24 protein-coding genes are annotated in these 26,047 nt (G+C 50.7%); 3 read left to right on the top strand and 21 right to left on the bottom strand.

Going from position 1 to position 26,047, the window contains the following annotated elements; genetic code table 11:
* Positions 1 to 18 precede the first annotated feature (18 nt).
* The 8 genes from MKY58_RS12595 to MKY58_RS12560 form a co-directional block, all read right to left on the bottom strand.
* Complete coding sequence (locus MKY58_RS12595) at positions 19 to 945, bottom strand: ABC transporter permease (RefSeq protein WP_076174964.1); 927 nt, start codon at positions 943 to 945, stop codon at positions 19 to 21.
* 19 nt (positions 946 to 964) lie between these two features.
* Complete coding sequence (locus tag MKY58_RS12590; RefSeq protein ID WP_339324821.1) at positions 965 to 2,620, bottom strand: ABC transporter substrate-binding protein; 1,656 nt, start codon at positions 2,618 to 2,620, stop codon at positions 965 to 967.
* Positions 2,621 to 2,703: 83 nt separating this feature from the next.
* Positions 2,704 to 4,032, bottom strand: a complete 1,329-nt coding sequence (locus MKY58_RS12585; protein WP_339324820.1) for an LLM class flavin-dependent oxidoreductase — start codon at positions 4,030 to 4,032, stop codon at positions 2,704 to 2,706.
* Positions 4,033 to 4,632: 600 nt separating this feature from the next.
* Positions 4,633 to 4,833 (bottom strand): hypothetical protein, encoded by a 201-nt coding sequence (locus tag MKY58_RS12580; RefSeq protein WP_339324819.1) that lies wholly within the window; start codon positions 4,831 to 4,833, stop codon positions 4,633 to 4,635.
* A 291-nt stretch (positions 4,834 to 5,124) separates the two neighbouring features.
* Positions 5,125 to 8,304, bottom strand: coding sequence for a bifunctional cytochrome P450/NADPH--P450 reductase (locus tag MKY58_RS12575; RefSeq protein WP_339324818.1), 3,180 nt, complete (start codon positions 8,302 to 8,304; stop codon positions 5,125 to 5,127).
* 620 nt (positions 8,305 to 8,924) lie between these two features.
* Positions 8,925 to 10,802: a M56 family metallopeptidase gene (locus tag MKY58_RS12570; RefSeq protein WP_339324817.1), complete on the bottom strand. Its 1,878-nt coding sequence runs from the start codon at positions 10,800 to 10,802 to the stop codon at positions 8,925 to 8,927.
* A 3-nt stretch (positions 10,803 to 10,805) separates the two neighbouring features.
* Positions 10,806 to 11,213, bottom strand: a complete 408-nt coding sequence (locus MKY58_RS12565) for a BlaI/MecI/CopY family transcriptional regulator (RefSeq protein WP_339324816.1) — start codon at positions 11,211 to 11,213, stop codon at positions 10,806 to 10,808.
* A gap of 144 nt (positions 11,214 to 11,357) precedes the next feature.
* Positions 11,358 to 12,095, bottom strand: coding sequence for a hypothetical protein (locus MKY58_RS12560; RefSeq protein ID WP_339324815.1), 738 nt, complete (start codon positions 12,093 to 12,095; stop codon positions 11,358 to 11,360).
* 465 nt (positions 12,096 to 12,560) lie between these two features.
* Here MKY58_RS12560 and MKY58_RS12555 point away from each other — a divergent pair, with 465 nt between their 5' ends.
* Entirely contained in the window at positions 12,561 to 13,373 is an 813-nt protein-coding gene (locus MKY58_RS12555) for a class I SAM-dependent methyltransferase (protein WP_339324814.1), read from the top strand.
* A 281-nt stretch (positions 13,374 to 13,654) separates the two neighbouring features.
* Here the strand turns inward: MKY58_RS12555 and MKY58_RS12550 are convergent, their stop codons facing one another.
* From MKY58_RS12550 to MKY58_RS12520, 7 genes are all read right to left on the bottom strand, one after another.
* Entirely contained in the window at positions 13,655 to 14,038 is a 384-nt protein-coding gene (locus tag MKY58_RS12550; RefSeq protein WP_339324813.1) for a cupredoxin domain-containing protein, read from the bottom strand.
* 58 nt (positions 14,039 to 14,096) lie between these two features.
* Complete coding sequence (tatA, locus tag MKY58_RS12545) at positions 14,097 to 14,291, bottom strand: twin-arginine translocase TatA/TatE family subunit (protein ID WP_339324812.1); 195 nt, start codon at positions 14,289 to 14,291, stop codon at positions 14,097 to 14,099.
* Positions 14,292 to 14,369: 78 nt separating this feature from the next.
* Complete coding sequence (locus tag MKY58_RS12540) at positions 14,370 to 16,049, bottom strand: GMC family oxidoreductase (protein ID WP_339325138.1); 1,680 nt, start codon at positions 16,047 to 16,049, stop codon at positions 14,370 to 14,372.
* Positions 16,050 to 16,116: 67 nt separating this feature from the next.
* Positions 16,117 to 16,905 (bottom strand): gluconate 2-dehydrogenase subunit 3 family protein, encoded by a 789-nt coding sequence (locus tag MKY58_RS12535; RefSeq protein ID WP_212952233.1) that lies wholly within the window; start codon positions 16,903 to 16,905, stop codon positions 16,117 to 16,119.
* A gap of 432 nt (positions 16,906 to 17,337) precedes the next feature.
* The gene (locus tag MKY58_RS12530; RefSeq protein WP_339324811.1) at positions 17,338 to 18,606 is read right to left on the bottom strand and encodes a cytosine deaminase; all 1,269 of its coding nucleotides are present in this window, start codon (positions 18,604 to 18,606) and stop codon (positions 17,338 to 17,340) included.
* Positions 18,575 to 19,852: a cytosine permease gene (gene codB, locus MKY58_RS12525; protein WP_339324810.1), complete on the bottom strand. Its 1,278-nt coding sequence runs from the start codon at positions 19,850 to 19,852 to the stop codon at positions 18,575 to 18,577. The genes MKY58_RS12530 and codB overlap by 32 nt, the downstream gene beginning before the upstream one ends.
* 405 nt (positions 19,853 to 20,257) lie before the next feature.
* Positions 20,258 to 20,608: a MerR family transcriptional regulator gene (locus MKY58_RS12520; RefSeq protein ID WP_339324809.1), complete on the bottom strand. Its 351-nt coding sequence runs from the start codon at positions 20,606 to 20,608 to the stop codon at positions 20,258 to 20,260.
* A gap of 378 nt (positions 20,609 to 20,986) precedes the next feature.
* On the opposite strand from MKY58_RS12520, the gene MKY58_RS12515 reads away from it, so the two are divergent.
* Positions 20,987 to 21,124: a hypothetical protein gene (locus MKY58_RS12515; RefSeq protein WP_339324808.1), complete on the top strand. Its 138-nt coding sequence runs from the start codon at positions 20,987 to 20,989 to the stop codon at positions 21,122 to 21,124.
* 131 nt (positions 21,125 to 21,255) lie between these two features.
* Positions 21,256 to 21,654, top strand: a complete 399-nt coding sequence (locus MKY58_RS12510) for a type II toxin-antitoxin system HicB family antitoxin (RefSeq protein WP_339324807.1) — start codon at positions 21,256 to 21,258, stop codon at positions 21,652 to 21,654.
* 20 nt (positions 21,655 to 21,674) lie between these two features.
* Here MKY58_RS12510 and MKY58_RS12505 read toward each other — a convergent pair whose 3' ends face one another.
* The 6 genes from MKY58_RS12505 to MKY58_RS12480 form a co-directional block, all read right to left on the bottom strand.
* Positions 21,675 to 21,995 carry a hypothetical protein gene (locus MKY58_RS12505; protein ID WP_339324806.1) on the bottom strand — a complete coding sequence of 107 codons (321 nt, stop codon included), beginning with the start codon at positions 21,993 to 21,995 and terminating at the stop codon, positions 21,675 to 21,677.
* Between the two features lie 268 nt (positions 21,996 to 22,263).
* Positions 22,264 to 22,770 (bottom strand): hypothetical protein, encoded by a 507-nt coding sequence (locus MKY58_RS12500; RefSeq protein WP_339324805.1) that lies wholly within the window; start codon positions 22,768 to 22,770, stop codon positions 22,264 to 22,266.
* A 567-nt stretch (positions 22,771 to 23,337) separates the two neighbouring features.
* Positions 23,338 to 23,475: a hypothetical protein gene (locus MKY58_RS12495; RefSeq protein ID WP_339324804.1), complete on the bottom strand. Its 138-nt coding sequence runs from the start codon at positions 23,473 to 23,475 to the stop codon at positions 23,338 to 23,340.
* A gap of 29 nt (positions 23,476 to 23,504) precedes the next feature.
* Positions 23,505 to 23,996 carry a hypothetical protein gene (locus tag MKY58_RS12490; RefSeq protein ID WP_339324803.1) on the bottom strand — a complete coding sequence of 164 codons (492 nt, stop codon included), beginning with the start codon at positions 23,994 to 23,996 and terminating at the stop codon, positions 23,505 to 23,507.
* A gap of 566 nt (positions 23,997 to 24,562) precedes the next feature.
* The gene (locus MKY58_RS12485) at positions 24,563 to 25,453 is read right to left on the bottom strand and encodes a hypothetical protein (protein ID WP_339324802.1); all 891 of its coding nucleotides are present in this window, start codon (positions 25,451 to 25,453) and stop codon (positions 24,563 to 24,565) included.
* A gap of 122 nt (positions 25,454 to 25,575) precedes the next feature.
* A complete protein-coding gene (locus MKY58_RS12480; RefSeq protein ID WP_339324801.1) occupies positions 25,576 to 25,908 on the bottom strand; it encodes a MerR family DNA-binding transcriptional regulator in 333 nt (110 codons plus the stop codon).
* Positions 25,909 to 26,047 lie beyond the last annotated feature (139 nt).

Here is a 26,047-nt window from a genome sequence, read left to right as displayed (position 1 = left end):
ACTGCTCCCTCCCAAGGTTTAAGTTGAACGTCTCACGCGCGGATCGATCAGCGTATAGGACAGATCCACCAGCAGGTTAACCAGCGTATAGATGATGGCTGAGAACAAAATGACGCCCTGGACCACCGGGAGATCCTTGGCCATGATCGCATCCGAAATGATCCGACCGATGCCCTGGCGGGAAAACACCGTCTCGACGACAACCGTGCCGGCCAGCATGTCGCCGATCAGCATGCCCGTCATCGTGACGGCCGGTATCAGCGCATTGCGCAGCGCGTGACGGTACATGACCGCCCGCTCCGCCAAGCCTTTGGAACGAAGCGTCACGATGAACTGTTCGCTGATGACCTCCAGCATGCTGTTGCGGACCATCCGGATAATAAAGCCGCTCCCGACCGTGCCGAGCGCCAGTGCGGGCAGAACCAGCGTCCGCCACCCGTCCGATCCCATCGCCGGAAACCAGCCCAGCGTAATGGAGAAAATCAGGATGAGCAGGATGCCCGACCAGAAGGTTGGCATGGAGATGCCGAACAGCCCGATGACGCGGGCGATGATGTCAATCGCCCCGTTCCGGTGAATGGCCGACAGGACACCCAGCAGCAGACCCACGGTCACGGACACCAGCACGCTGGCTCCGGTCAGGGCCAGGGTGGCGGGGAAGCTCTCGGCGATTTTGGGCAGCACCGGATCGGAATTCAGCAGGGATTTGCCGAAATCCCCCTGCAGGATGCTCCCGAAGTAATGGAGCAGCTGGATGTGAAACGGCTGGTCCACGCCCAGCTGATGCCTTAAGTTCGCAATGACCTCCGGCGTCGCCATCGAGGGATCGACCATGTTGTCGGTCGGATCCCCGGGAAGAACGTAGAGGATCGTGAACACCAAAACGAGCGAGCCAATAATGACGAGGAGCGACGTTAACAGGCGCCGGGTTACCATCCACAGCATGCCGCCTCAAGCCTCCTTTCTATTTTTGCAAAGATACGTCGTTGAACAGCGGATACCCGAGGGAATCAAAGGTAAGTCCCTGTACCGATTTGGAAGCGGCCACCGTATACGGGAAGACGTAAATCGGCAGAATGACCGCATTGTCGATAATATAATGCTGAATTTTTTGATACAGCTCCTCGCGCTTGGCATCGTCCTTCTCGACTCGTCCCTCTTCCAGCCACTTGTCGACTTCCGGACTGGCGAGTCTCGGCAGTGTCGGCCGGCTCTTTGGATCATAGGAATGGTAGAAGGAGTACAGCGCGTTCGGATCGGAGTTGACCTGGCTGTTGCCGTACAAATCATAGTTTCCGTTAGTGTAGACCACAGTGCGGACATCCTTCGTGATCTCGACCTCGACGTCCACGCCGATTTGCTTCAGCTGCTGCTGCACCATGACCGCGATGTCGTTGCGTTTCTCCCGGTTTGGCGTGCCGTCGACGTAGTGCAAGGCCAGTTTCTTCCCGTCCTTGGTCCGGACGCCGTCCGCTCCCTTGACCCATCCCAGCTCGTCAAGCAGCTGATTGGCTTTGGCGATATCCGGTTTGACCGAGTTTTCCAGCGACGGGTCATAACCGAAGGTGCCCGGGGTCAGCGGGGACCAAGCCCGCTCGTACGTGCCCAGGTACAGCGTTTTGACGATGGCGTCCACGTCCACGGCCAGCTGCACCGCCTGCCTTGCCTTCAGTTCGTTCCACGGCGCGCGCTCCTGGTTGAAGAACAGCGTGTACGGCAGTCCGAGCGTATTAGCCTGCAGCAGCTGGAAATTCGGATCCTTTTTCAAGGTCAGGATGTTCTGAGGCGGCACCGTCTCGGCGGCCAGCACCTGCTTGCTCTGCACGCTGCCGATCCGGGTGGCCTCTTCGGGTACGATTTTAAAATCGATGCCGTCCAGGTAAGGCGCCCCCGTATTGGTCACGATCTCCGGCGCCCAAGCGTAGTCCGGATTGCGTTCGACCTTGATGTCGGCATTCTCATCCCACTTGACGAATTTGAACGGCCCCGTACCGACCGGATGCTGCCCCAGCTGATCCCCGTATTGCTTGGCTGCAGTCGGCGACACAATGCCAAGCAACGCCTGGCTCAGGTTGCCCAGAAAAGCCCGTGAGGGCGTCGACAAATTCAGCTTGATCGTGTACTCGTCGATGACCTCGGAAGACTTGTAGGGCTGAAGCAAGGCGGCCGCATTCGCCGCCTTGGTGGCGGGGTCCAGAATCCGGTCGAAGTTGAACTTGACCGCCTCGGCGTTAAACGGGGTTCCGTCCTGGAACTTGACGTCCTTCCGCAGCTTAAACGTGTAGCTAAGCCCATCGTCTGAAATGGTCCATTCCGTCGCCAGCCACGGCTTGATCGTATTGTCCGGCAGCTGAACGACCAGACTGTCGTAGATGGTGCGGATAACGCGGACCGCGACGGCCAGGCCGCTGCGGTGCGGGTCCAGTGTATCCGGCGACGTCGCCAGAGCGTAGGTGAGCTCCCCGCCCTGAGCGGATGCTCCCTGTACGGCCGGTGCCGCCCCGCTATCCGTCTGCCCTTGGGAGGCCGTCTGCTTGCCTCCGCAAGCGGACAGCAGCATAACCATGACCAGCAGAGCGGCTGCTGCCGATTTACGCCTGTTTTTCGAATAAAACTTCATCTCTCCCAGACTCCCTTCAGATCCAAATATCGTTTGCATGCAGGGTGCAAGAACTCCGCATATTGGCAGAGACCCCGTCCTGTTTAGGACAGCGCCTTTTGCTTCGTATAGCGGTTCTCCGGCACTGGCAGACCCAGATTTCCCCGCAGCGTATCTCCCTCGTATTCCGTGCGGAACAACCCCCGCTCGCGCAGAATCGGCACCACCAGCTCGACGAAATCGTCCAATCCGCCCGGCACGCCCGATCCGATAATGAAGCCGTCGGCAGCCTCTTCCTCAAACCACTGCTGCACCAAATCCGCCACCTTCTCCGGCGTCCCGATAAACACCGTCCGCGGCGTCGCTTCCTGCAGCGCTACTTCACGCAGCGTCAAGTTCTCCTCTTTGGCGCGTCTCTTGATACGGTCGGTCGTGCTGCGGAAGCTGTTCGATCCAAAGTCACCCAGATCGGGAAACGGCTCATCCAGCGGGTATTGGGAAAAGTCGTGGTGCTCGAAGTAGCGTCCAAGGTATTCCAAAGCCTTCTCAATCGTCACCAGCCCGGCGATTTCCTGGTATTTGCGCTCGGCTTCCTCTTCCGTGCGGCCCACGATCGGCCCGATGCCCGGAAAGATCAGAATTTCCTCCGGAGCGCGTCCGAGTGCGGCTGCCCGCTGCTTCACGTCACGGTAAAAGGCCTTGGCCTCCTCGATCGTCTCCGGGCCGGTGAACACGGCGTCCGCCGTTTTCGCCGCCAGGCTGCGGCCGCTGTCCGAGGAGCCCGCCTGGAACACGACCGGCTGCCCCTGCCGGGAGCGTGCAATGTTCAGCGGCCCCTGCACAGAGAAGAACTCCCCTTCATGATTCAGCCGGTGCAATTTGTCCGGATCGAAGAACACCCCGCTCTCCTTATCCCGCACAAAGGCATCGTCTTCCCAAGAATCCCACAGCCCTTTGACCACCTCGAGATACTCTTCCGCGATCCGGTACCGCTCGGAATGGGCCGGATGCGGCCGGCCGCCGAAATTCAGCGCGGTCCCCTCCAGTGGTGAAGTCACCACATTCCATCCTGCGCGCCCGCCGCTGATGTGGTCGATGGAGGCGAACTGCCTGGCGACCGTAAACGGCTCACTGTAAGAGGTCGACAGCGTGCCGACAAGCCCGATCCGGGAAGTGGCTGCGCCGAGCGCGGACAAGATCGTAATCGGCTCAAACCGGTTCAGAAAGTGCGGGATCGACTTTTCGTTGATATACAGGCCGTCGGCAATGAAAACAAAATCGAACTTGCCCTCTTCCGCCTTCTGTGCCTGCTGTGTATAGAACGAAATGTTTACGCTCGCATCCGAAGGAATTTGCGGATGTCTCCAGGCGGTGTGGCTGCTGCCCACGCCGTGTATGGTGGCCCCCAGTCGAAGCTGTCTGTTTTTGCCCATCGTTCACTCACTCCATCTTCTTTTTAAAATTTGGGTGCTGCTTGAAATGAATCCCAAAATGACCCTCGACGAATTCAATATCATTAATTTTTCCAATGTGTATAGTCGGGATTATTTATTGCTGATACTGTACCATTGATGCATTTCCAGCCACAATACCGTATTAAAATCTTCTATTCAGGCTTTTCCATTCTCTATAAGGCTTTACACTGCGGGCTTTTCCGGGTATGTGAAAAACCCCGATCCGTGCTTTGGCGGACCGCGGTTCTCAGGGTTGTTTCGGGCAGCTCTGTATTATATGTGGAGTACAGGGGATATGAAATAGAGGTCAGACTGCCTGCTCTTCAGCCGGCGTTTGTACTGCGTAACGGGTAAGCTTAAGGGTGCCTGGAAAGGGGCTTTTGTAAGCAATCTAGAAATGGCCGGTATCCTTAAACTAGGAAACCGGCCTTTCGCTTCCTTAAGAATGACCTAAGGATTCTATTGAAAATTTGCAAACTCTAATATTAGCTAGATCTCATTTGGTTGAGCCGCAAATAATACGGCCCTTTGCTGAATTATATTTGCTTGCAGTCGGTGCTGAACGAAATATTCATGAGGTTACGTATGCTTCGAAGGCCTTTCTTCGCCAACCGGATGGTCCTCATTCCACTTTTCCGCCTGGGCGGTGCCGATGGCAATGGCGCGCCCTTCCTCGTAGCCTTCTTCGAGCAGCGCGTTTGCAATTTCGATCGCTTTATTCCGCACGCGGGGCTCCAAATTTTTCATGGACACAGGGTAATCATGCTTATTCCAAGGCATTGCGAATCCCTCCATACAAGTTCTCGTTTATCCATATATTACCCGGCGCCACGCGAATCAAACGATGGCAATCCGCCGGGCGAATGTTTACTCGTCTCCGGCCTCAACAACTTGCGAATCCAGTATACGATGATCGTTCCTGCGGTCCATGAACCGGGATTCTGCCAAGCACTCCATCTAGTTTTGAACTTGATAACTCCTTTCCGAGAGACTTGTGCCTCTCTCTCCAACATATTTGTCTACAGCAAGTAAGCAAATCAGATGCTGTACCTGAATCATGAAGAGTATCGTTCAACCGGCCCATACGTCTTTCACATAGTTACCTGCCGCTTCAAGCGCGGCAAGCCATTCAGCCGCTTCTTCATGGCTCGCCCCGCTTTTTTCCCGATAAGAGTCCATGATCGTCTGTTCCACCTGCGGGGCCATCCGGGTGCCGTCGCCGCAAATGTACAACTTAGCCCCGGTTTCGAGCAGCGACAGCAGCAGTTCCCCGTCCTGCTTCATAAGATGCTGGACATAGCACTTATTTTCGCCTTCCACTCTGGAGAAAGCCGTATGAAGTTTGACCAGGCCATCCCTTTCCGCCTGCTCAAACTCCGCACGATATAGATAATCATGTTCTGGATTCCGGCAGCCAAAGTACAGATGGGCTTCTCCCAGGACCTTCCCTGCCGCTTGGAGTGACCGTCTGGCCTGGATAAAGCCTCTGAACGGAGCCACGCCCGTGCCTGGACCTACCATGATCAACGGTGTGGCGGAATCCTCTGGAAGTACAAAGCCGGATTCAGGGGACCGGACGAATATCAGCACCTCGGCTCCCGGTTCAAGCCCGGCCAAGTAGTTGGAGGCGATGCCGCGGTACTCTCCCTTGCCGTTCCATGCTTCTCCCCGAACTACGCCGACCGTGATGCTGGCCGTGTCTTGGCTGACTTGGGGCGAGCTTGATATGGAGTAATATCTCGGCTTCAGCGCCGGCAGCAGCTCCAGAAAACGGGCAAACGGCAGCTCACAGGCATCGTACTGCTCGAGCAAGTCGAGCATCGTAACCCTCTTCGCCCGGATGTTCGTTTGGAACGTCTCTTCAACGAGCAGCGCCTCGAGCTCCTTTGCATGCGGCGGGCAAACCGTGCACGCGGCCATCTCACGGATTTGGGCACGAGTCGCCGGCTCCTGCAGCTCTACAGTGCGGGACAGCAGTTCGTCCAGTCGGACCGGAACACCTGCCTTCAAGTGGGGAATGTTTTTCCCGCCCGTTTCCAGAATCAGGTGAGCGGAGCCATCCAGCCGGAATCGGCGGAGTACCCGCCGCACCAATGGGTCAGGGTTGACCGGGAGCACGCCCAAATGATCGCCCTCGCAATAAGTCGTGCCTTCAGGCAGCGCAATTTCGATGTGCTGCGTGACCCTTCCGCTGTCTGCATGCTGAAGATTGTAACTGCGCACAATCCGACCGGATGCGGCTCCGTAGGTTTCCGCCAGTGGTGCGGCGGCCACGCCCTGGATAAAACGAAGGGACAGCGTGCTCCGTTTCGGCTCGCGGTTGGCCGCGACCGGCAGTCCCAGCGCCTGCATCAAATCCGGCCATAATCGCTCCGTCCAGTCGTCAACCTCCCGTTCAAAATCGCCGCTGGCATCGCACTCCCCGAGCGGGATAAGCCGCTCGGCGCCTTTGGCGGCCAGCAGCTCATCGATCAGGCGCGGGATCCGCTGGTACGTGCTGGCCCAGTTATGATCCCCGCAGCCGAATACCATGTAGCGGACATCCCGGACGGCCGAATTGTCGGCGGATTCCAGCCATTCGACGAAAGCCTTCGCGTTGGAAGGGGGCTGGCCGTTATATGAAGCCGTTACAATGATCACCGCTCCCTCCTTGGGAAGGGCGCCGGCGTAGTCGTCCAAGGTACCGACCTGACTGTTGAATCCCTGGTACTTGGCGAGATCGGCTACTTCTCTGGCTATGCCTTCGGCCGTGCCCAAATTGGAACCATACAGGACGAGCAGCGGCGTATGATGCGCGTTTTCCGCCAATGAGGCCGGCTTGCCGGACTCGCGAGCAGCGGTACCCAGCGGTTCGGAGCTGCCTGAACCCATCGGAATCACGGCTGCCTTCCGGCTGCGAACACGAATCCGGAACCCTTCAGGTTTGAGTGTCAACGTCTCTTTCACCTTGAGTTCGTAGTGGTCGGCATCCGTCAGCTCAAAATACTTCAGAATCATACCCAGCACCAAGGTCGCTTCCTGCAGGGCGAACTGCTGCCCGATGCACGCCCGCTGACCGTTACCAAACGGCTTATACGCGTCATGAGGCACCTTGCTTGGATCCTCAAAACGCTCGGGTCTGAACGCCTCCACATCGTCCCCCCAGACGCGTGTATCCCTGTGAAGTCCCGGAATGAGCACGGTCACGCTGTCACCCTTTTGGATCGGATAGGTTCCCCCAATCCATGTATCTTCTTTGGCATACAGCGAGAAAGCCGGCGCAGTCGGCCATAACCGCAGGGACTCGCTCAGAACCATTCGGACATATTTCAGGTCCCGCACCTGGCTATACGTCGGTACCGGGTCTTTCAGGACGCGGTCCACCTCTTCCACCGCTTTACGCAGCTTTTCGGGGTTTTTCATCAGAAAATAGATCGCAAAAGAGAGCAGGCCGCTGGTCGTTTCATGTCCTGCGATCAGAAATGTGATGATCTGGTAGCGGATATTTTCTAGATCCAGACGCTCACCTGTTTCCACATCGACGCCTTCCAGCATGTGAGCGAGCAGATCATCCTCATTCCCGTCATGCGCCTTACGCTCCCGGATCAATTCGTCGACGAGAGAGAACATTGTCTGAATATCCTCTTGAAACTGCCGTTTCTTCCGGACCATAAACATATCCTGGATGCCCAAGCGGTGAAGCTGGTTCATCCCTTCGTCAAGCGCCCGCACCATCGCATCGATAAAGGGATGGTTGCCTTCCCGGTAAAAACTGTTGAAACGGTAACTAAATCCGCACAGTCCGATCGTATCGAGCGTCAGCCGGGTCATGTCCGCGGGTACGTCCACCGTTTCGTCCGGATTCAGCCGCCCCCATTTTTGAATCAGCTGCAAGGCAATATCAAGCATTTTGGCGTGGTACCCTTGCATGGCCCTTTGGCTGAAGCTGGACAGCAGAATATTATGTGCTTTTTTCCAATTCGTTTCCTGGGTCGCACTCGTAAACAAACCGTCGCCTGCAAAAGCGCGTACGTTTTGCAGCGGAGCCCAGATCCGTTTATCAAAGCGCTTTTCGTCGCAAGCGTCCTTCACATATTCATGACCGGAGACGTAGAGCTCCTTGCGTCCGCCGGGATATTGGAACTGAAAGATTGGCCCGAGCTCCGAGGCCACCTTCACCAACGATTGTACCGGTGCGGAGGAATCCAGCAGCGGCAGATTTCCTAAAGGTCCATAAGTTTTGGGTTGAGGCACCTGAATATTTTCTGTCATGGTATTTCCCTCCATCATCCTGTTTTCTTTTCTTTTAACCCAGCCTTTATAACAGGCGAATAAAACACAGAATAAACCAGGTGACCAAATTGGTAATTCGGTCAATATATAAGAAAAAAGGAGGATTTGACAGCTGCTTGGCTGCGAAAGCCTGCCAACGCTATCCTATCCTGCCTTTTACCATAACATGATATGAATGTCCCGCACATCAGCCGGAAGTCTGGAATTCACGGGCCCAGCAAGGGGGGCTTGTTACTGTTCAGCCAGGATTATTTCAGTCATACACGACTTCCGTCCTGGCGAAAAAGTCATGTATCGATCGTTTATCCCCACGCATCCCTGCTATGTAGAAATTCTATCGTGAAGGAATAATTCGGGCGATCGGATTAGCAACTTTGAAATGGGCCGCTTTTGGGTCGGCGATTCAGCTTGGAGTTATGCGGACCAGAACCGCCGACGGCTCGCTTTCCTCACAGTGCGTGCATACGATCGCGATAACTGCGGATGGCCCGATTATATCCATTTCGTGGCATTTTAGGTGCCGGCAACAACAAAGAAACCATGCCATCCTGTGTAAACAGGACGACATGGTCGATGCATAAAACGGATCGCTTGACGCGTTATTTTTTTACCGCTGCTTTTAAGATTTCAATTTTCTCTTTACGAGGGATATCCGAAGTGGCAGAGACCCCGTATTCGTATTTGCCGCCGTCATACCAGAATACGGATTTTGGATAGATATGCTCAGGAAGCGTATCGTTAAAGAAACCTTCGTTTTTGCTTCCCTCCGGATCTTTTGTATACTTTGAGAAAGTCAGCGTGTCCTTTCCGTTCGTATACTTGAGACGGATATCCGCCGCTTCCTTCCACTCTATTTTCTTCGCATAGATGGGTTTGCCGCTTTTCTTGCCTTCGGCCTTTACTTCATCAACGAATTTCCCTTTTGTTGGACCTTCGATGGTCGCAGACAAGAACTTGTATCCGGCTGGCAAATTTGCAGGCTGCTTCAGGATCGAACCCTCCAATGCGGAAGCTCTTTTCAAGTAGTCCTCGTAAGTAGAGAATTCTTCTATCCCTCCCCAATAACTGAGGTCGAGTCCGCTATTAAGATCCTTATATTTATGATACAGAACGTACATATCGCCTGTCTCTTTGCTCAGTTCCTTCACTCGATTCGTCTCATCTTCGATATACTTCTTTTCCTCTGGAGTTAAAGCCTTGGCTGCCGCTTCAGCTTTTTTTTGGTTTTTTTCCAGTTCTTTCTTATAGAGATCACGGTCTATGTTTCCCTCGGGATAAATAATATCATTCTCTTTGCCCACGGCAACGTTTGAATTCTGCTGCAATTGCATAGAAGCCTTTTGCGGTGCGCTTTCTTCGCCGCTTTCCTTCGCGTTAACCAATGTCACGCTGCCAAGCGCGAGAATCATCCCCATACCCAGAATGGACAAGCGGTAGGATTTTTTATTAAAATGTTGGATCATCATGAGTCTCCTTTTCATTTCTTTATGTGTGGCGGACAAGCCGGCAAGCCCCGGCCGGTAATGACTGACCGACAAATGCTCCAACACATGAATAATCGTTTGCCCGTATGCATTTTTTTGCTGCGGCCTCATCCGGTCCAAGGCGCATGCATCGCAGGCAATCTCCTGATCCTGCCTTGCTCTATGTATCGCGAACCATAGGAGCGGATTAAACCAGTGGAGAATCAAGATCATGTGCATCATCCAGTTCACTGCCACATCCCGCCGCCGAATATGCGCAAATTCATGCGCCAAAATCAATTGAAGCTGATCCTTTTGCAACGTAACGAGCAGGCTTGGCGAAATCACGACTGCAGGTTTAAGAAAACCGACTACAGCTGGTCCGGGAATCCGTTCCGATGCGACAAACCTCACATTGCGCTTGATGCCAAATAGATGCTTCGTTTCTTGAAAGACTGCCGATAAAAAAGGAGTATCGATGGTTCGCCCTGCGCGCAAGGCTTGTTTCAATCGGTTCTGGTCAAATACCGTTTTCGCCGAAAGGAATAACACGCCCGCAAGCCATACCGCAAACAGCATATTGATGAAGCCCATATTTTTGATCTCACTCCACCAAAAACCGCTTTTCTGCACGCTTCCCGGTTCATGGGATGAGGCAGGCACGGTAGATCCATTTGATTCCGGGCTTAAGGTCCGATTCCTTTGAACCGCCGCCTCCCTTGCGATCCCCGCATTCTTAAATGCCGTGGGATCCTGGGCCTTCTGATGAAATCCGGGCGCTATGGCCTCCAAAGACAAAACATTGTACAAGCTAAGCGAAGATTCCGGCGCCCAAGGAAGCAGCAGGCGGATCGCTACAGGCAGCCAAATCAAATATTTCCATCTTGCTTCAAGCTTGTTTTTGAATAGAAATTGCACGATCAGGACAAGTAAAACCAGAATGCCGGCCATAAATGATCCGCGAATCACCCAGCCAAAAACAGACAATAAACTCGCTTGCAATGTTGGAATCATCCGTTATCTCTCTTTTCCCGGTTCGCCGTCGCTACGGTTTTCGTCAAATAAAGCCTTGAGATCCTCGACTTCCTGTGCATTCAGCTTTCTATCCTTTAATAAGTTGGCCAGCATCGGTTTTAATGCCCCGCCATACAGCTTTTTCATAAAGGATGTGGTTTCGGACAGCAAAAATTCCTGCTCGCTGATGATGGGATAATACAGCAGGGTGCGCTTTGAACCCTCTTCCAGCTTTGCCCCCGCTGCTTCCTTCTGCACTAATCGGTTCAAGAGCGTCCGCGTCGTATTCGGGCTCCAGCCCATTTTGTCTGCTAGTTGTTTTACAACTTCACTGGAAGGGCAATCAGGATTTGCCCATAACACCCGCATAATTTCCAGTTCTGCATCCGTAACCGATGGTATTTGTTTCATGCATGTAACCTCCATGTTCATTCGCCTAAACTACATACGTAGTATGTTCATACTACATTTGTAGTTTGGTGATGTCAACATGTAATAGAACTAAGATTCTCTATTTTTGTTACATGCACAAATCCGCGCCGCTTTCCAAACATATTATTTCTTTACCGCAGCCTTCAGCATCGCGATTTTCTTTTCTCTAGGGACATCCGAAGTGGCAGAGACGCCGTATTCGTATTTGCCGCCATCATACCAGAATACGGATTTTGGATAGATATTCGCAGGAAGCGTATCGTTAAAGAACCCTTTCTTTTTGCTTCCCTCAGGATCTTTTATATACTTTGAGAAAGTTAACGTGCTCTTTCCGTTCGTATACTTGAGACGGATTTCCGCCGCTTCCTTCCACTCTATTTTCTTCGCATAGATAGGTTTGCCGCTTTTTTTGCCTTCGGCCTTTACTTCATCAACGAATTTCCCTTTTGTTGGACCTTCGATGGTCGCTGACAAAAACTTGTATCCGGCTGGCAGGTTTGCAGGCTGCTTCAGGATCGAACCCTCCAATGTGGAAGCTCTTTTCAAGTAGGCTTCGTAAGAAGAGAACTCTTCCACCAATCCCCAATAGCTAAGTGAAAGTCCGCTATTTAATTGAGGATATTTATGATACAGGACATACGACTCACCAGGCTTTTTGGACAGCTCCTTTATTCTGTTGATCTCATCTTCGATAAACTTTTTGTCCTTTTCAGGTATAGATTTGGTTGCCTCGGCTGCTTTTTTAGCAGCTTCTTCCCGAGCTTCCTTATAAGATTTCGCTTCGGCCGCAAAGCTCGTTGAGGAACCCAGCAGTAATACACTGCTTAATGTTACGATTGCTGCTTTTGTTGCTACATTCATTTTGTAATGCTCCTTTCCTGAGGTTGTTTTGTAAACTACAATTGTAGTTAACATTAATGATATACTACAGTTGTAGTTGAATGATGTCAACCCTTTTTTATAACATACATCTTGCTATTTAAGATTCCCCTTTCGGTTCGAAAGCCTTAAAAAAAATGTGATCAGCAACTAATCAGATTGAATGTATATAGTTTGATATCGAAGTGTTTGAGTTCGTATACAGTGTTAGACCCAAAATCTGAAAGGCGGAATCCAACCATGAATAACTTAAAGGGGCCGTGTTATAGCCGAACAAACAGCTAAATTAAATAGACTGTTCTATGAATAATTTGGGTAGATTTGTCCAAAGACAAATGGTACATTATTTGGGGATCGTTCGTTCGTGTTTGTTAGGTGTTATTGGAACAACGGCAGGTCCGGATATACGTTCAGGCTCATATTTTTTTAATTTGGGAGGGCGTCGATATGGATAAAAATTCGGTTCAAAGAACAAACATTATAGGTGCAGGCGAGGTTGGCAGCGCCATCTCGGTGGAGATGGATAAGAGTTCCATACATAAAACAAACAGCCTTTTTTGGGACACCGAAGGAAATGACATTTTAGGAGCAACCGCGCTTCCTTTCTATGGAGCATTTGTCTCAGAAGAAAAATGCCGACTTTTTGGCGATGTCTCGGGAAAAAGGATGCTGGAGATCGGCTGTGGCACCGGTCATTCCTTGCAATATCAGGGGGAACGCAATGCATCTGAACTATGGGCTCTGGATATATCCGAAAAACAGATCGAAAAAGCAAAGCAACATTTGACGGCATGCGGCCTTTCGGCAACCTTTATCTGCTCTCCCATGGAAGAAGAATGCGGCATACCAAAGGATTATTTCGACTTTGTTTATTCGGTTTATGCCATAGGCTGGACCACCGACCTTGAGGGTACGTTTTGCCGAATCGCCTCCTACCTGAAAAAAGACGGCGTATTTATTTTCAGTTGGTCTCACCCTATACACAAATGTGTTGCCGCAGAAAATAATATGCTTGTTTTTAAAAAATGCTATTTCGATGAATCCTGGTATTCGGTATCTCTTGGTGAAAGTACCCTAACATTATCAGACCGTAAACTATCAACCTATGTAAATGCCTTGGCAAAAGGAGGATTTGTCATTGAAAAGCTGATTGAGGAATCGGATGATGAAAGGATGCAATCGCGGCACGCTAACAGCGATTTTGCAAAAAAAGCAAAGATGCTGCCTGTCACTTTTGTAATCAAGGCAAGAAAACTATAGTATCCGACGCATCTTTCTTATGCGTTCAGATCTTGCACCCTCAAATGTACGGCGTTCCTGATTGAAAGTCCTGTCCGGTAGCAGTGGCGCCAATGAAAGCTTTCAAGAAATATTACAACGTGCCTCCTTCGAAATTCGAGTAGCCGCGTTTCATCGGTACAACGCATCTCATCCCGTAATCATTGCCGTTCTGCGTTCTCTCGTTGCATCGGCAAATACAAATTGGTATAGACCATACAAAAAAAGCCGCAACAATGCGGCTTTTAAGGGTTTAAGCATGTTTATTCAACAATCAGGGTTCCCTTCATGTCGCTGTGTCCGGCTCCGCACATGACGGAGCAGTGGAATTCATGCTCCCCGGCCTGATCGGCGGTAAATTCTGCCGAACCCGGCTGCTGCAGGTCCACGTTGAAATCCGGAATAGCCAGGCCGTGGTTTCCTTCGTTGTTTTCCAGCGTAATTTTGACTTTTTCGCCTTTTTTGACTTTGATCTCCGAAGGCTCGAACTTAAAGTTTGACGCCGTCACCTTGATTTCTTTGACGCCGTCCGATCCGCCCGAAGACGAGGACTCGTCCGACGAGCTGCCTCCTTTTCCGCTGCTTCCGCAGGCGCTTAGTACCAGAACAAGCATTAACGTAAGTCCCATCAGCATCCATTTTTTCATGTTATATCCCTCCAGATGAAATCATTAAGTTGCATTCACCGATGCATACAAACCCATTCTAAAGATTTTCCCGGCGGCGCCCCGCTTCCTGCTTCTCATCCTCCTCTTCCGTCAGCTGCCGGGCGGAACTGCGGAATTCGTGAAGCGTCGTTCCCACCGCCCTGCCAAGCTGCGGCAGCTTGGACGGCCCGAACAGCAAGAGGGCGAGCAGCAGCAACAGCAACAGCCCCGGTATTCCGATTGTTGAAAGCATGGTCTATCCCTCCTTTCCTATGACGTTATATCAATTCGTAAGACGATCGGAAGCATGAGGCATGAGGCACTGAGCCGTTCAGACAAGCATGCCTCCCTGTTTCAAATATTTCTGAATCCCTTCTGCCGCCCTGTAGGCGAGCGCGCCGACGGTATCGGTCGGATTGTATCCGCTGTTGTGCGGGAATGCCGAAGCACCCACGACGAACACGTTTTCTGCTTCCCACATCTGCAAATAGCTGTTCACGGCGGACGTGTCAGGGTCCGAACCCATAATAACGCCGCCTGTGTTGTGGGTAGATTGGTAAGGGACGATATTATACGGGTCCAACTTGTCCTTGATCTCCATATGGGAAGGACCCATCTCCTTCATGACCTCGCCCGCCTTGCCGGCCACAAATTTCGTGAGCTCCCGGTCCTGGTCCTCAAAGTCAAACGTAATCCGCAGCAGCGGTTTGCCGTAAATGTCTTTATAGGTCGGATCGAGATCCAGGTAATGGTGCTTCCAGGGGAGGCTGGCCCCCTGCGTCGCGACGGTCAGCACACGGTTGGCATATTTCAGCGTGGTTTCCTTCCACTTCTTGCCCCAGGTCGGCGTGCCTTGCGGCGCCGGATTGTTCTCGATCGGACGCAGGCCGTTTTGGCCGATCCGGATGCCTGCCCCGTGCAAAAACTTCAAATCGGAGTGATCGAAATTGTCCCCGTTGAAGTCGTCGAATTCCATGCCGAGCGCTCCGGCTCCCATGAACGTGCTGAACTCTTCGTCATCGTAAAAGCCGACCGCATGCCCGGAGTTGACCTGATACGCGTAATTCCGGCCGATCGTTCCCCGTCCGGTCTTTCGGTCGTAGGGCGTCCCGAGCTTGGAGTTCAGCAGCAATCGCACGTTGTTCAGCACGAAGCTGCCGAGAATGACCACGTCCGCCGGCTGGGTCACCTCTTCCCCGGTCACTGTGTTGATGTACACCACGCCGGTCGCTTTTTTGCCGTCATGGAGAATTTCCGTCACGTTCGAAAACGTGCGCACTTCCAGCTTGCCGGTAGCCATCGCCGTCGGGATGACGGTCACGACAGGGTCGGCCTTGGCGCCGTATTCGCACCCGAACCGCTCGCAAAAACCGCAGTACTGGCAGGCTGCCCGGGATATGCCGTCGGGATTTTTATAGTTCTCGCTCAGGTTGGCCGAAGGGATCATATACGGATGGTATCCGAGCTTCTTCGACGCCTCTTCGAACCTTTGCAAAATCGGCGTTTTCTTCATCGGCGGGGTCGGAAACGGATTGGACCGTTTGCCAAGCATCGGATTGGCTTCCGATTCCCCGGAAATGCCGGCCATCTGCTCAAACTTGTCGTAATACGGTTCGATTTCGTCATACGTGATTCCCCAGTCCTGCAGCTGCATGCCCTCGGGAATTTTGCCTTTTCCATACCGCTCCACCGTCTTGCTGTAGATCTCAAAATCATACGGAAGGAAGCGGTGCGTCTGCCCGTTCCAGTGCGTCCCGGCGCCGCCGAGCCCGTCCCCCAGCAGAAAGGAGCCATAGCTGCGCATCGGCAGCGCCCTCATGGACTCCGAATTTCGGAACGTGATCGTCTCCTTGGACAGATCCTGCATCAATTCAAAACGCCGCGCATACCGGAGCTCGTCATGATCCATGAAATAATCCTCCGTGCTCCGGCTCTTACCGCGCTCCAGTCCGACGACCTGGATGCCCGCTTTGGTCAGCTCGGCTGCAATAATGCCGCCGACCCAGCCCATTCCAACAATAACCACAGGTACTTTAGGTAATTTGGCCACGTCTGATGTCCCCTTATATCCGTGAAATTTATTCGCTCATGTGAGCCTGCAGGCTTTTCGGCTGGATCTTGACCAGCCCTTCCTTCGTAATCTGCTGAGCATAGCTCATTTGGTTGCCCGGAAAATTGCGCATCTTCCATCCGTTCATATTCCGGTTGCCGCCATAGAGCGGATCCGCGTAGACCCCTTCGATCGTCAAATTCCTCAGCATGTTGAAGAAACTGCTGCTCGTCACCCCGCGCATGGGAAAATGGTCTCCTTTCTCCATGGCGGCCAGCACTTCATCCTGCTGCTGGGCCTCAAGCTCCGTAAAATCCTTTTGATGCTTTTGCCGGCAGTAGCTCTTCAGCCCTTCCAGCCCCAGCGTGAACATTTCGTTGCGCTTCAGGCGCGACTGTTCTCCCTGAGTTGCCTGGGCTTGCACGAAAGGACCCATCATATAGTCCCGCGCGTTATAACCCCACGGGCCTGCAAGCTGATGATCAATAAAAAAGGCCACGCCCAGCGCCTTCGCACCGGGACCGTTCTCATCTTCGGGATAAATCCGTTCCACGGCCGCTTCGGTCATTTTAAACTGCTCCTGATTAAAAAACATCAGCGCATCCTGCAGCGAAGCTTCCGGCTTGTTGCTGGCCGGCGCCGGCGCGGGGGCATGATTTTTCTCCAGACTGTCCGTCAAGACGCCCCCGAACACGCCGCCGACGACCAAACCGCCCAGCGTCATGCCCGAGGCTTTCAAAAATTTCCGCCGGGATTCATCCAGTTGTTTTGACCGGGCCGGCTTGCTGTTTTTTCTCAGTTTCAGTCCTGGCAACATGATCCCTCCGATTATGAATATTGTGGATACAATAATTAACACCACTGCGAATGAGTTACCCAAAATTTCTCTGTATTAAACGGCAGCATCTGACATGAGCTGTCATATCGGGACCAAATGCCTAGCAAGACGCCGCCTGCGATTTTCAAAAAAACGCCCTGCTCTGCGTGAATGAGCGCGCACGCCGCCTGCTTCGGTTTCGGCAAGACCCGTCCCGTTTAGGACGCAAAAAAGGCCGCAGTGATGCGGCCATTCAACCCGTATGCTTCTCATCCGAAACGAATGTATTTATCCGTTTTTTAACGCACTAAAAATCCCCTCATGCGATGCAGGAGGATTTCGCGTTCACGCGATCCTTGTTACCCTGTCAGCCATGAGGGGATGTTGGTTTAATGCGAAGGCTCTGCTTGATGCAACCCGCGCTTCATTCGGTTATTTATTGAAAGTGATTTTCTCCGGACCGCCCTCAAGCACGATCGACGTGTCCCGCGGCTTCGTTTCCGCGATTTTGCGGCCGCTTCTGAACGAATAAAGCACTGCCGCCTGTTTGCGTACGGCTTCATATTCGTTTTCTGCTTCGAGAACGATGAAGTTGGCCGGCTTGCCTTCTTCAATGCCGTACGCATCCTCGATATGCAACGTTCTTGCGCTATTTTTCGTAATAAGGTCGATCGAATTCACGATTTGATCGTAACCGAGCAGCTGCGAAGCATGGATGCCCATGTGCAGCACCTGGAGCATGTTGCCCGTGCCTAGCGGATACCATGGATCAAAGATGTCATCGTGCCCGAAGCACACGTTGAGCCCGGCTTCCTGAAGCTCTTTGACGCGCGTCAGCCCTCTTCTTTTCGGATAGGTGTCGAAGCGGCCCTGCAGGTGGATGTTAACCAAAGGATTGGAGACGAAATTCAGGTCCGCCATCTTCAGCAATCTGAACAATTTGTACGTATAAGCATCATTGTAGGATCCCATCGCCGTCGTGTGGCTTGCGGTCGTCCGGGAGCCCAGCCCGCGTTCGTAGGCTTCTTTGGCGACGACTTCCACGAAACGGGATTGCTCGTCGTCGATTTCGTCGCAATGGATGTCGATGAGACGGTCGTATTTTTCGGCGAGATCAAACGCGACCTTCATCGAATCCACGCCATACTCCCTCGTGAATTCGAAGTGCGGTATGCCTCCGACCACGTCAACGCCCATTTTCAGCGATTCTTCCAGCAGTTCCGCGCCGCTCGGGTAGGAGTGAATGCCTTCCTGCGGAAAAGCGACGAGCTGGATATCGATGTATGGCGCCATCTCTTCTTTGACTTCAAGCATCGCCTTCACTGCGGTCAAGCTTGGATCGGTGACGTCCACATGCGTCCGCACATGCTGGATGCCCTGCGCGATCTGCCACTTCAGCGCCGTTTTGGAGCGCGTTTTGACGTCTTCGTGCGTCAGGAACGCCTTGCGTTCCGACCAGCGCTGGATGCCTTCGAAGAGCGTTCCGCTCAAATTCCATTCCGGCTCGCCGGCCGTCAGCGTAGTATCCAGATGAATATGAGGTTCAATGAACGGCGGCAGTACAAGCGATCCGTGAACGTCCATGATTTCATCGTCCGCCGTTGGTTCCAGCGATTGCGTGATTCGTTCAAACTTCCCGTCCTTCACGACGATATTCCATAAGCCTTCTTTACCCCGCAATTTTGCGTTCTGTATAATCATTTGAATTCCCCTTTTCTTTTGATTCTTTGGCAGGAACGCTCAGCATCAATACGATGTAAACCACCGCCGTGCCGATCAGTGCGTTCAATGGCGTTACTCCCGGAGCCAGCTGGGCGAAAGCTACGCCGATGGCCCAAGCGGCCATCGCTATCCAGTTTACCTTCTTAAAAGCCATATCGGCAAAAGGTTTATAGTTTCTCCGCTTCACAACGAAGTAGTCGGCGACGATGATCGCCCCGATCGACGGGATCGCCGCGCCCAGCACATTCAGAAACCCGACGAAATTGTTGTACATCCACATGGCAAATACGGTACCTACGATGCCGTTCACAACGACGAAAAACTTTTTCGAAATTTTCGTGATGTTGGCGAAGCCCAGCCCGGAAGCATACAGGGCATTATCGTTGGTCGTCCAGATATTCAGCCCCAGAACGATGATCGCCGGAACGATCAAACCTTGCAGGAACATGACCTCCGAGATATCCGCCAGGTTATAAGCCATTGCGCCCACCGCACCGAACAGGAACATGAGCGAGTTCCCCAGGAAAAACGAGATGACCGTCGCAATCACCGCCTGCCGGGACGTCCGGGAAAACCGGGCGAAATCGGGCGTCAGCGTTCCGCCGCTAATAAATGACCCGATACAAATGGTCAACGCCGCTGCAACCGTCAGCGACTGCGACGGCGTGTAATCGAGCAAGCCTTGCAGGCCGCCCAGTGAATTTGCTCCCTCGAACATCGAATACCCGCCGAGAATGGCAATGGCCGGAACCGCAATATAGCCCAAAATGACGAGCGACTTCATGCCGAAGATGGCGGACGCCGTCATGGCGAGACCAAACAAGAAGATCAGCAGGTACACGTTCCAATCCATCGCCCTCGCGACCGGAACCGCGAACATGGCCACGCCGACGCCGAACCATCCGACCTGCGTGAAGCCGAGCAGGAACGAAGGAAGGTACGACCCTTTCTCACCGAACGAATATTTTGCCAGCAGATGCGTTGAGAGGCCCGTTTTGGCGGCGATATGTGCCAGCGCTCCCGTATAGATGCCGAGAACCAAATTTCCCGCAAGCACAATTCCGATGAACTCCATGAACGTCAAGCTGACTCCCAGCGTCCCTCCTGCCAACATGCTTGCCGAGAAGAACGTGAACGCCAGCATGACGGAAAATGTCTTCAAAAAATTGTTTCTCTGCGTTTTCGGTACCTCTTGCCACGAAAACTCTTGATCTTGTTTGCTCATCAGAATACCTCCAGCTTCAAGTTTCCTGATACCAAAAAAGCAGAAAAAAGAGGCTACTCGTCAAGTTTCAAACTGACAAAGTAGCCTCTTTTTTTACATCATAACCCGCGCGAAGACACAGAGCATCCCCTGACGGAACATGCACCGATTCACGCGTGATTATAAACATCCGCTGCCCTTGCCAGCCTCTCTGGACTGATTTAAAGGTACCAGTATTCAATTACATTCTATTATTTTGGAAAAACCCGCGGATGTCAATGTCATTATTATCCAATGGTACTGTAAACGAAAGTGACCTGCATGCTCTCAAAGCAATTTAATAACAAATGCCCCGGGCCATCCTCGGAAAATCCTCCGCAAACTTGTCGCAGCTTCAGAGAGCAAATGCGGCCCTTTTATAAGTATTCAATTTTCGTCTCTTCTTTGCAAAACGTCGATATATTTCATCATTTCGGATATGCCGTTCATTTGATTTTTCAATTGGTCATCCAGCCGTTGCAAAGCCATTTTGAAGGAGCGTTCAATTGCGGCGAGATCGTGCGTCTCTAGAGCTTCAAGCAATTGCTTCATGCTTTCGATAAAATAAACGGTTTTTCTTAAACTGCTTAGCACAATAATCTTTTTTAACTCTCGGGACGTAAAGACCCTATAACCGTTCTCCGGATTACGCATAGAGCGGATAAGCCCTTCCTTCTCCCAATGCCGGATCGCGGATGGGTTGACGCCTGCGATCGCGGCGACCTCCCCGATTTTCATCTCTTCCGTGACCTGCACATTCCTGTACTTGGAGAAGTCGGAGCCTTATTCAGATATTCCTTAGCCTGATTTACTCTGTCCACATATTCTGCATGGTTCTTCCAATATGATTCCTCATCATGCTCATCGTAACTGAACTCGCTCGACCGGATATCCGTATATTTAAGGTGAACCTCTAATAGATCGTCGAGTAATTTCAGCAATTGCTCTTTCTCCATCAAACCCACCTCTACTTTCATCTTTAACCATTATACATCAAACCGCCTTGGTGCAGGATGTAAGTCGCCGTTCTAAAAACACGCATAAAATATGCGTATTTATTATTGACACGCGTTATTAATGCGTGTTATCATAATATCAGAAGGGAGGGAAAAATAGATGGGGAAACAACGTACCGCAAGGGAAGTCTTAAAAGCACTCAAAGCAGCAGGGTTTTACAAGTCGCTAATCACGGCAAAGGTACCAGCCACCAGCGGTACATACACAAAGACGACCCAGCACGATACGCCGATGTGAGCTACCACTCCAGCGGCGATATACTAGCAAAGGGAACGTTGAAATCCATTGAACGGACTTCAGGGGTTAAGTTTTAACCCCTGATTTCCCCAACTCTCTCTCCCTCCTACGAGATATGAGGAGGTTAAAAGATGCCAAACCACATTTATCCTGTTGTTGTTGAAGAGACGCAAACCGGTGTTAGCATGTACTTTCCGGATTTCCCTGGTACTGCCGTAACAGCTCCTTCAATCGTCGCTGGCATTAAAGATGCTAAGGTTATGTTGATTCATCGTATCGAAGAGTTGCATGACAATAATGAACCTGTGCCAGTGCCTTCTGAGATTAGTGCTATTGAGTTAGAGGAACCAACCGACCGAATTATTTATGTTGAGGTCTTTGTATTACCACCGGCCGACGATAAGACGGTGACCAAAAACTGCACAATGCCAAAATGGCTACGCGATGCCGGGGAAGATGCAGGATTAAACTTCTCCCAGTTGCTGCAGCAATCCGTGCGTGAAGCATTAGGTATTGAGAAGCGGCTGTAATTTTGGGCCGCTTCTTTACTTTATTTTGATTCACGCCGCTCGCTATCAGCTGGCTCCATCCTCGCTTTCAGCGAATCGATTTCACCCTTTATCTTTTGCTGAAGTTTGGCGATTCTCTTTTTCAACACCTGCTGATCATAATCATCATTGCCAAGCTTTGCGACAGCCTTTTGGATCTTTTTCTGAAGGCTTCGAATAGAATCGTCTGTATAGAATCCTGTGTACTCACGACGACAAAACGGGCAGATGAAGAATGACCGTTCAATACCGTCCCCCAGTTCTTCGGTTTGGATATTCTCGATTTTAAAGTCTCTTTTGCATGAGTTGCATTTTACGTTCACCTTTTTCCATCCTTTCGTGGCAATGAAAAAAGCGCCCGGTTTGGGCGCTTTAAGTTACAAATAAAAAAAATCACTTTTAGTTCCATCGATTATTTCCTTTAGGCTTATTAATAATCGTGGTGATTTTGCATCATACGTGAATTGACTGTACTCTATTAAATACTTGGTTCGACATCAGGAATGATTTTCCTGCTTCGCACATTACTGTTTGGTGTAGAATTGAAAAAGGCGAGCCATGTTTCGCTCGCCTTCCTTTCTTCAATATATTTTAGAAATTCAAGTCCGTGCTAATACGAACTCCGAGTTGCCCACTCATAGGTAAACTTCCAGATGCTAAACTGACGTAAAAGTCACCTACTGCCCAAGCACCTTTTGGATTCAATATTTCATTGAATGTTTGACCAGGGTACACTTTAGCAAAGTACTTCAGAGGACCCGATGTACTTCCCTGATTAACAGATAAATTTATCGTATCTGGCCCTGTGTTCTTTAAATACAATCTTACATAACCGAAGTTAGGCTTGATGTAAAAGCTAGCCTCATAATCGTGTCCGCTTATGGGGCGATTATCAATTACTGGAGTGCTCGAAAATGGAGTAACAATGCCACCATCAGTTATATTTTCATCTCCCAATTGAATGATTGGTGGATTAGAATCGGATGTACCTGGGTTGGCGGCTGTAGAATTATCATCAGCTAATGCTGATGATGTCACTGCTAGAATACTTGCCGCAGACAGTGAAGTGACAAGAAGACGTTTAATAGTGGATTTCATAACTGCATTTCCCCCTGCTGGAATATTATTACACCATATGGTAAATAGTGTATCTGATATATACCACCTAATAATTACCATGTAAATCATATTTTTGTTGAAGAGTTAATTCCATACTTTTTTTTAAATACCTTTGTAAATTTACTGTACAGGTTCTTTCTCCCCATATATACACAACACGAAATATCAGAAAAAGTTTGAATGTATTTTTAATCCAAAAAATGGCGAGAAGAGGTACGCCCCAGTTATCCGCTGCCTGTGCAGCCGTGCGTGTCATTCTCGCCTTTTTCTATGGTTCCATACTATCACGGGAAAACCGTCATGTGGTGTTCAACTTTGAGTCAGATTGCATCCAGGTCGTGTTCACTTCAGGGTCAAATGTGTCTACCGCGTATTACGAAAATGCGCATTAAGCATGATCATCTCCATAAAGCTCAATAACGATCGATGGGCCATATGTTGCATTTTCACCGTGATCAATTTCTGATAATAGGCTATCAATGTAAACCGTGACTTCGTTGCTGTTAAAATCAGTAACACGCATCCTATCATGTTCGACAGACTTGATTAGAAACGTGCCTTGGATGGGATCGCCCTCCTCATCCAATCCTTCAAGACGTAGCGCCCTTCCCGAATAAAACTTCTTTTAATTAATACTGTTGCCATGTCTGAGTACTCTTGCGGATCAAAATATTTACTTGCCACCGTCGACTCCTCCTTTGCTTTTAGCTTCCTTAAAACTCCGCATTATCCTGCTCAAAGAATCCCATCAGCTTCAGTGTATTCGCCATACTCTCAGCTCCTTCTGCGATCTTTCGTCGAATCGTACTGTCTGACAAGCTGCGCCGGAAGAATAACAACGTTTCTGTATACGAATAACCCTGAAGGTATCTGTAATCGATCGCCTTCTTTTCATCTTCGTCTTGGATGAGTGCCCAGGCTCGCTGCAGCTGCTGAGTATAAAACTGGTACTGTTGATACACCCAGCGCTGCTTCTCGATCAAGATCGTGGCATTGGCGGTTTTATCCGCATGCAGCTCGTCCTGGTCGATCCGACGAGCAGCTTCCCCATCAATTGCGACTTGCTTAAGATCCGCTTCGAATTTCTCAAAATCCTGCATCAGAGCAATCATCTTTGTATATTTACCTAGCAGGAATTTTGTCCGCTGGATCTCCGTTTCATTAGCTGTTGGAAAAAGCTCACCTTGTCCCCATGCCATCGCCATTCCCCTCATTCCCCTTTGTGATATAATGTCAAGAGGAATGGTTTACCAAAGTGACCCCCGCGCCCGCCAAGGATTGGGGGTCCTGCATGCTCATTTTAGATATTTGCCCCGACGACCCTGCTTGGGTGCTGTAATTTGGTGTTCAAACTGATTTCGCGGCTCTGGCGGCTTGTATGCGCCAATCTCCTTAAGGTGTGCGGTGAGACGTTCCGGGGACCAAATCTCGGTTTTAAGCCCCTCATTCGGAGTCTTCGTCATCGTCGTTTTCCTCCTCATTGAACGCTGTTTCAAAAGCTTTATTGATTAATACAGCCTTTTCGTCGGACAAAATGCCCTCGTTTGATGACACGATCATAGGAGCCGGTGCCCCCATTACATTTTCCCAGCATTTGTCGCATAAGGGTGGATCGATAGGCAATCCCCTACACCCGCATTCGCGACCATCACAGCAGTACTCAGGTTCGTAATCTATTGTTGTTCCGCAATTCATACACTTTGCCATGGAATGCTCCCCTTTCAATCGTTTAAATTATCTTTTCGCCACGGTTTTTTAATACCTGTAGCATTCATGCATGGCCCTCCTTCAAAAGCTTGACCATATCCCACAACAAACGATTTTCTTCCTCTAAGCGAAAAAGCTTCGTTTCCATGGCAGATAATTGTGACTTTAAACGGTTAGATTCATGATCCATAGTAGATGCTGCAGCTTCTTGCTTAGGTAAGTCCGGCGTCTTGTGTTCAATAAGCCCCCAGCTCTTCTTGCGCTTGTATAGAGCTGAGTTTCCCATACCAAAGCGCTCAGCAATGCGGGAAACGGTAAATCCTTTTGCCCGAAGATCCATGTATTGCTCTTTTGTGGCATTGAATTTTTTCTGCAAACCTTTCCCCTCGCTTCCTCTCTTAATTCCGAAGTATAAAGCCGCCTTCTTTTCTAATTCCTGTACCATTTCAGCTACTTCATCACGAAATATTGACATTCGTCTCGCAATCTCATACTCCCTAAACCCCTGCATTAATAAAGAAAGGGCAGCTTGCTCCTTTGGATTCAAAGTGTCCATGAATTGCGCCACAAAGATTTCGCTTGGGTCATCATGACTCATTATGAAATCCATAAACTCGGATCCTGATCCATCAAAAGAACTTTTTACGGGCTGATTCAAAGATTTGATCGTCCGTAAATGAGAGAATTCAATCACTTCAGCTGCTTTTTCCAAACTGATTCCAAGCTGTTCGGCTATCTTCTCTGAAGGTTGACCCTCCAAATTTTCTTTATAGATCCTGTAAGCCATTCGTCCAGGTTGCTGTGGCAGCCGTATAATTGGTGACTTCACCCGCACGCGCCCCTCGACCCCCGGAAGGACCCGAATATGGACGGGAACGGCCGTTACGCTAATAGTGTGAAGGTCGCTCGTTGGAACAATACCGCCAGAAACCAAGCCTTTAATTTTGTCGTCCATGTCGTCTCTCCTTCCGATTACGCGGAGTCATGCAGCAGATGTTTTCCTGATCAACCACCTAATCCATTTCATTTGAATCACCCTTTCCCCAAAATAAAAAAGCCGCCCTTATGAGCGACTACCTATAAAGCCATTTGAACCAGGCTCATGATCTCTTCCAATCGTTGTTTCTCGGCTTGGATGTTGTGCTGTTGTAAGTTGATTTTCCACAAAGCCTGTTCGACGCGTCCCTTTTTTAACAACCCCATGACGTCGTAGCTGACGGGAATGCCGAACCCCTTTTTTAAGGCACGCAAAGCTATAAATGCCTGAACATGGCACGGCGTATAGCATCTCCGATTGCCGGCCGTCCGTGGGACGTCGGGCACCAAGCCGAGTGTTTCATATCTTCTCAATGTGGTGGTGCTGACATGAAGTCTCGTGGCCATTTGTTTCGGCGTAAAGTTTCGGTCCATCGGCTGCACCTTCCTTAAAGTCAAACCCTAAAGTACGGCAACAATATTATAAGGAATCCCCTCCCTCCCCACAAGGACGATTGGCATATAAACCGAAATCTTGCATGAATGTTGTATGATCGGAGTCGGATAGAAAAAT

The sequence above is a fragment of the Paenibacillus sp. FSL W8-0194 genome, from assembly GCF_037969745.1.
In the GTDB taxonomy this organism is placed as follows: domain Bacteria; phylum Bacillota; class Bacilli; order Paenibacillales; family Paenibacillaceae; genus Paenibacillus_AQ; species Paenibacillus_AQ cookii.
The sequence above is the reverse complement of the archived record's forward strand: the minus strand, read 5'-3'. Positions and strand labels throughout refer to the sequence as shown.

Excerpts from the sequence above, each read along its gene's own strand:
- MKY58_RS12595 (WP_076174964.1), bottom strand. The coding sequence starts at position 945 with ATGCTGTGGATGGTAACCCGGCGCCTGTTAACGTCGCTCCTCGTCATT.
- MKY58_RS12590 (WP_339324821.1), bottom strand. The coding sequence starts at position 2,620 with ATGAAGTTTTATTCGAAAAACAGGCGTAAATCGGCAGCAGCCGCTCTG.
- MKY58_RS12585 (WP_339324820.1), bottom strand. The coding sequence starts at position 4,032 with ATGGGCAAAAACAGACAGCTTCGACTGGGGGCCACCATACACGGCGTG.
- MKY58_RS12580 (WP_339324819.1), bottom strand. The coding sequence starts at position 4,833 with ATGCCTTGGAATAAGCATGATTACCCTGTGTCCATGAAAAATTTGGAG.
- MKY58_RS12575 (WP_339324818.1), bottom strand. The coding sequence starts at position 8,304 with ATGACAGAAAATATTCAGGTGCCTCAACCCAAAACTTATGGACCTTTA.
- MKY58_RS12570 (WP_339324817.1), bottom strand. The coding sequence starts at position 10,802 with ATGATTCCAACATTGCAAGCGAGTTTATTGTCTGTTTTTGGCTGGGTG.
- MKY58_RS12565 (WP_339324816.1), bottom strand. The coding sequence starts at position 11,213 with ATGAAACAAATACCATCGGTTACGGATGCAGAACTGGAAATTATGCGG.
- MKY58_RS12560 (WP_339324815.1), bottom strand. The coding sequence starts at position 12,095 with ATGAATGTAGCAACAAAAGCAGCAATCGTAACATTAAGCAGTGTATTA.
- MKY58_RS12555 (WP_339324814.1), top strand. The coding sequence starts at position 12,561 with ATGGATAAAAATTCGGTTCAAAGAACAAACATTATAGGTGCAGGCGAG.
- MKY58_RS12550 (WP_339324813.1), bottom strand. The coding sequence starts at position 14,038 with ATGAAAAAATGGATGCTGATGGGACTTACGTTAATGCTTGTTCTGGTA.
- tatA (WP_339324812.1), bottom strand. The coding sequence starts at position 14,291 with ATGCTTTCAACAATCGGAATACCGGGGCTGTTGCTGTTGCTGCTGCTC.
- MKY58_RS12540 (WP_339325138.1), bottom strand. The coding sequence starts at position 16,049 with ATGGGCTGGGTCGGCGGCATTATTGCAGCCGAGCTGACCAAAGCGGGC.
- MKY58_RS12535 (WP_212952233.1), bottom strand. The coding sequence starts at position 16,905 with ATGTTGCCAGGACTGAAACTGAGAAAAAACAGCAAGCCGGCCCGGTCA.
- MKY58_RS12530 (WP_339324811.1), bottom strand. The coding sequence starts at position 18,606 with ATGATTATACAGAACGCAAAATTGCGGGGTAAAGAAGGCTTATGGAAT.
- codB (WP_339324810.1), bottom strand. The coding sequence starts at position 19,852 with ATGAGCAAACAAGATCAAGAGTTTTCGTGGCAAGAGGTACCGAAAACG.
- MKY58_RS12520 (WP_339324809.1), bottom strand. The coding sequence starts at position 20,608 with ATGAAAATCGGGGAGGTCGCCGCGATCGCAGGCGTCAACCCATCCGCG.
- MKY58_RS12515 (WP_339324808.1), top strand. The coding sequence starts at position 20,987 with ATGGGGAAACAACGTACCGCAAGGGAAGTCTTAAAAGCACTCAAAGCA.
- MKY58_RS12510 (WP_339324807.1), top strand. The coding sequence starts at position 21,256 with ATGCCAAACCACATTTATCCTGTTGTTGTTGAAGAGACGCAAACCGGT.
- MKY58_RS12500 (WP_339324805.1), bottom strand. The coding sequence starts at position 22,770 with ATGAAATCCACTATTAAACGTCTTCTTGTCACTTCACTGTCTGCGGCA.
- MKY58_RS12490 (WP_339324803.1), bottom strand. The coding sequence starts at position 23,996 with ATGGCGATGGCATGGGGACAAGGTGAGCTTTTTCCAACAGCTAATGAA.
- MKY58_RS12485 (WP_339324802.1), bottom strand. The coding sequence starts at position 25,453 with ATGGACGACAAAATTAAAGGCTTGGTTTCTGGCGGTATTGTTCCAACG.
- MKY58_RS12480 (WP_339324801.1), bottom strand. The coding sequence starts at position 25,908 with ATGGACCGAAACTTTACGCCGAAACAAATGGCCACGAGACTTCATGTC.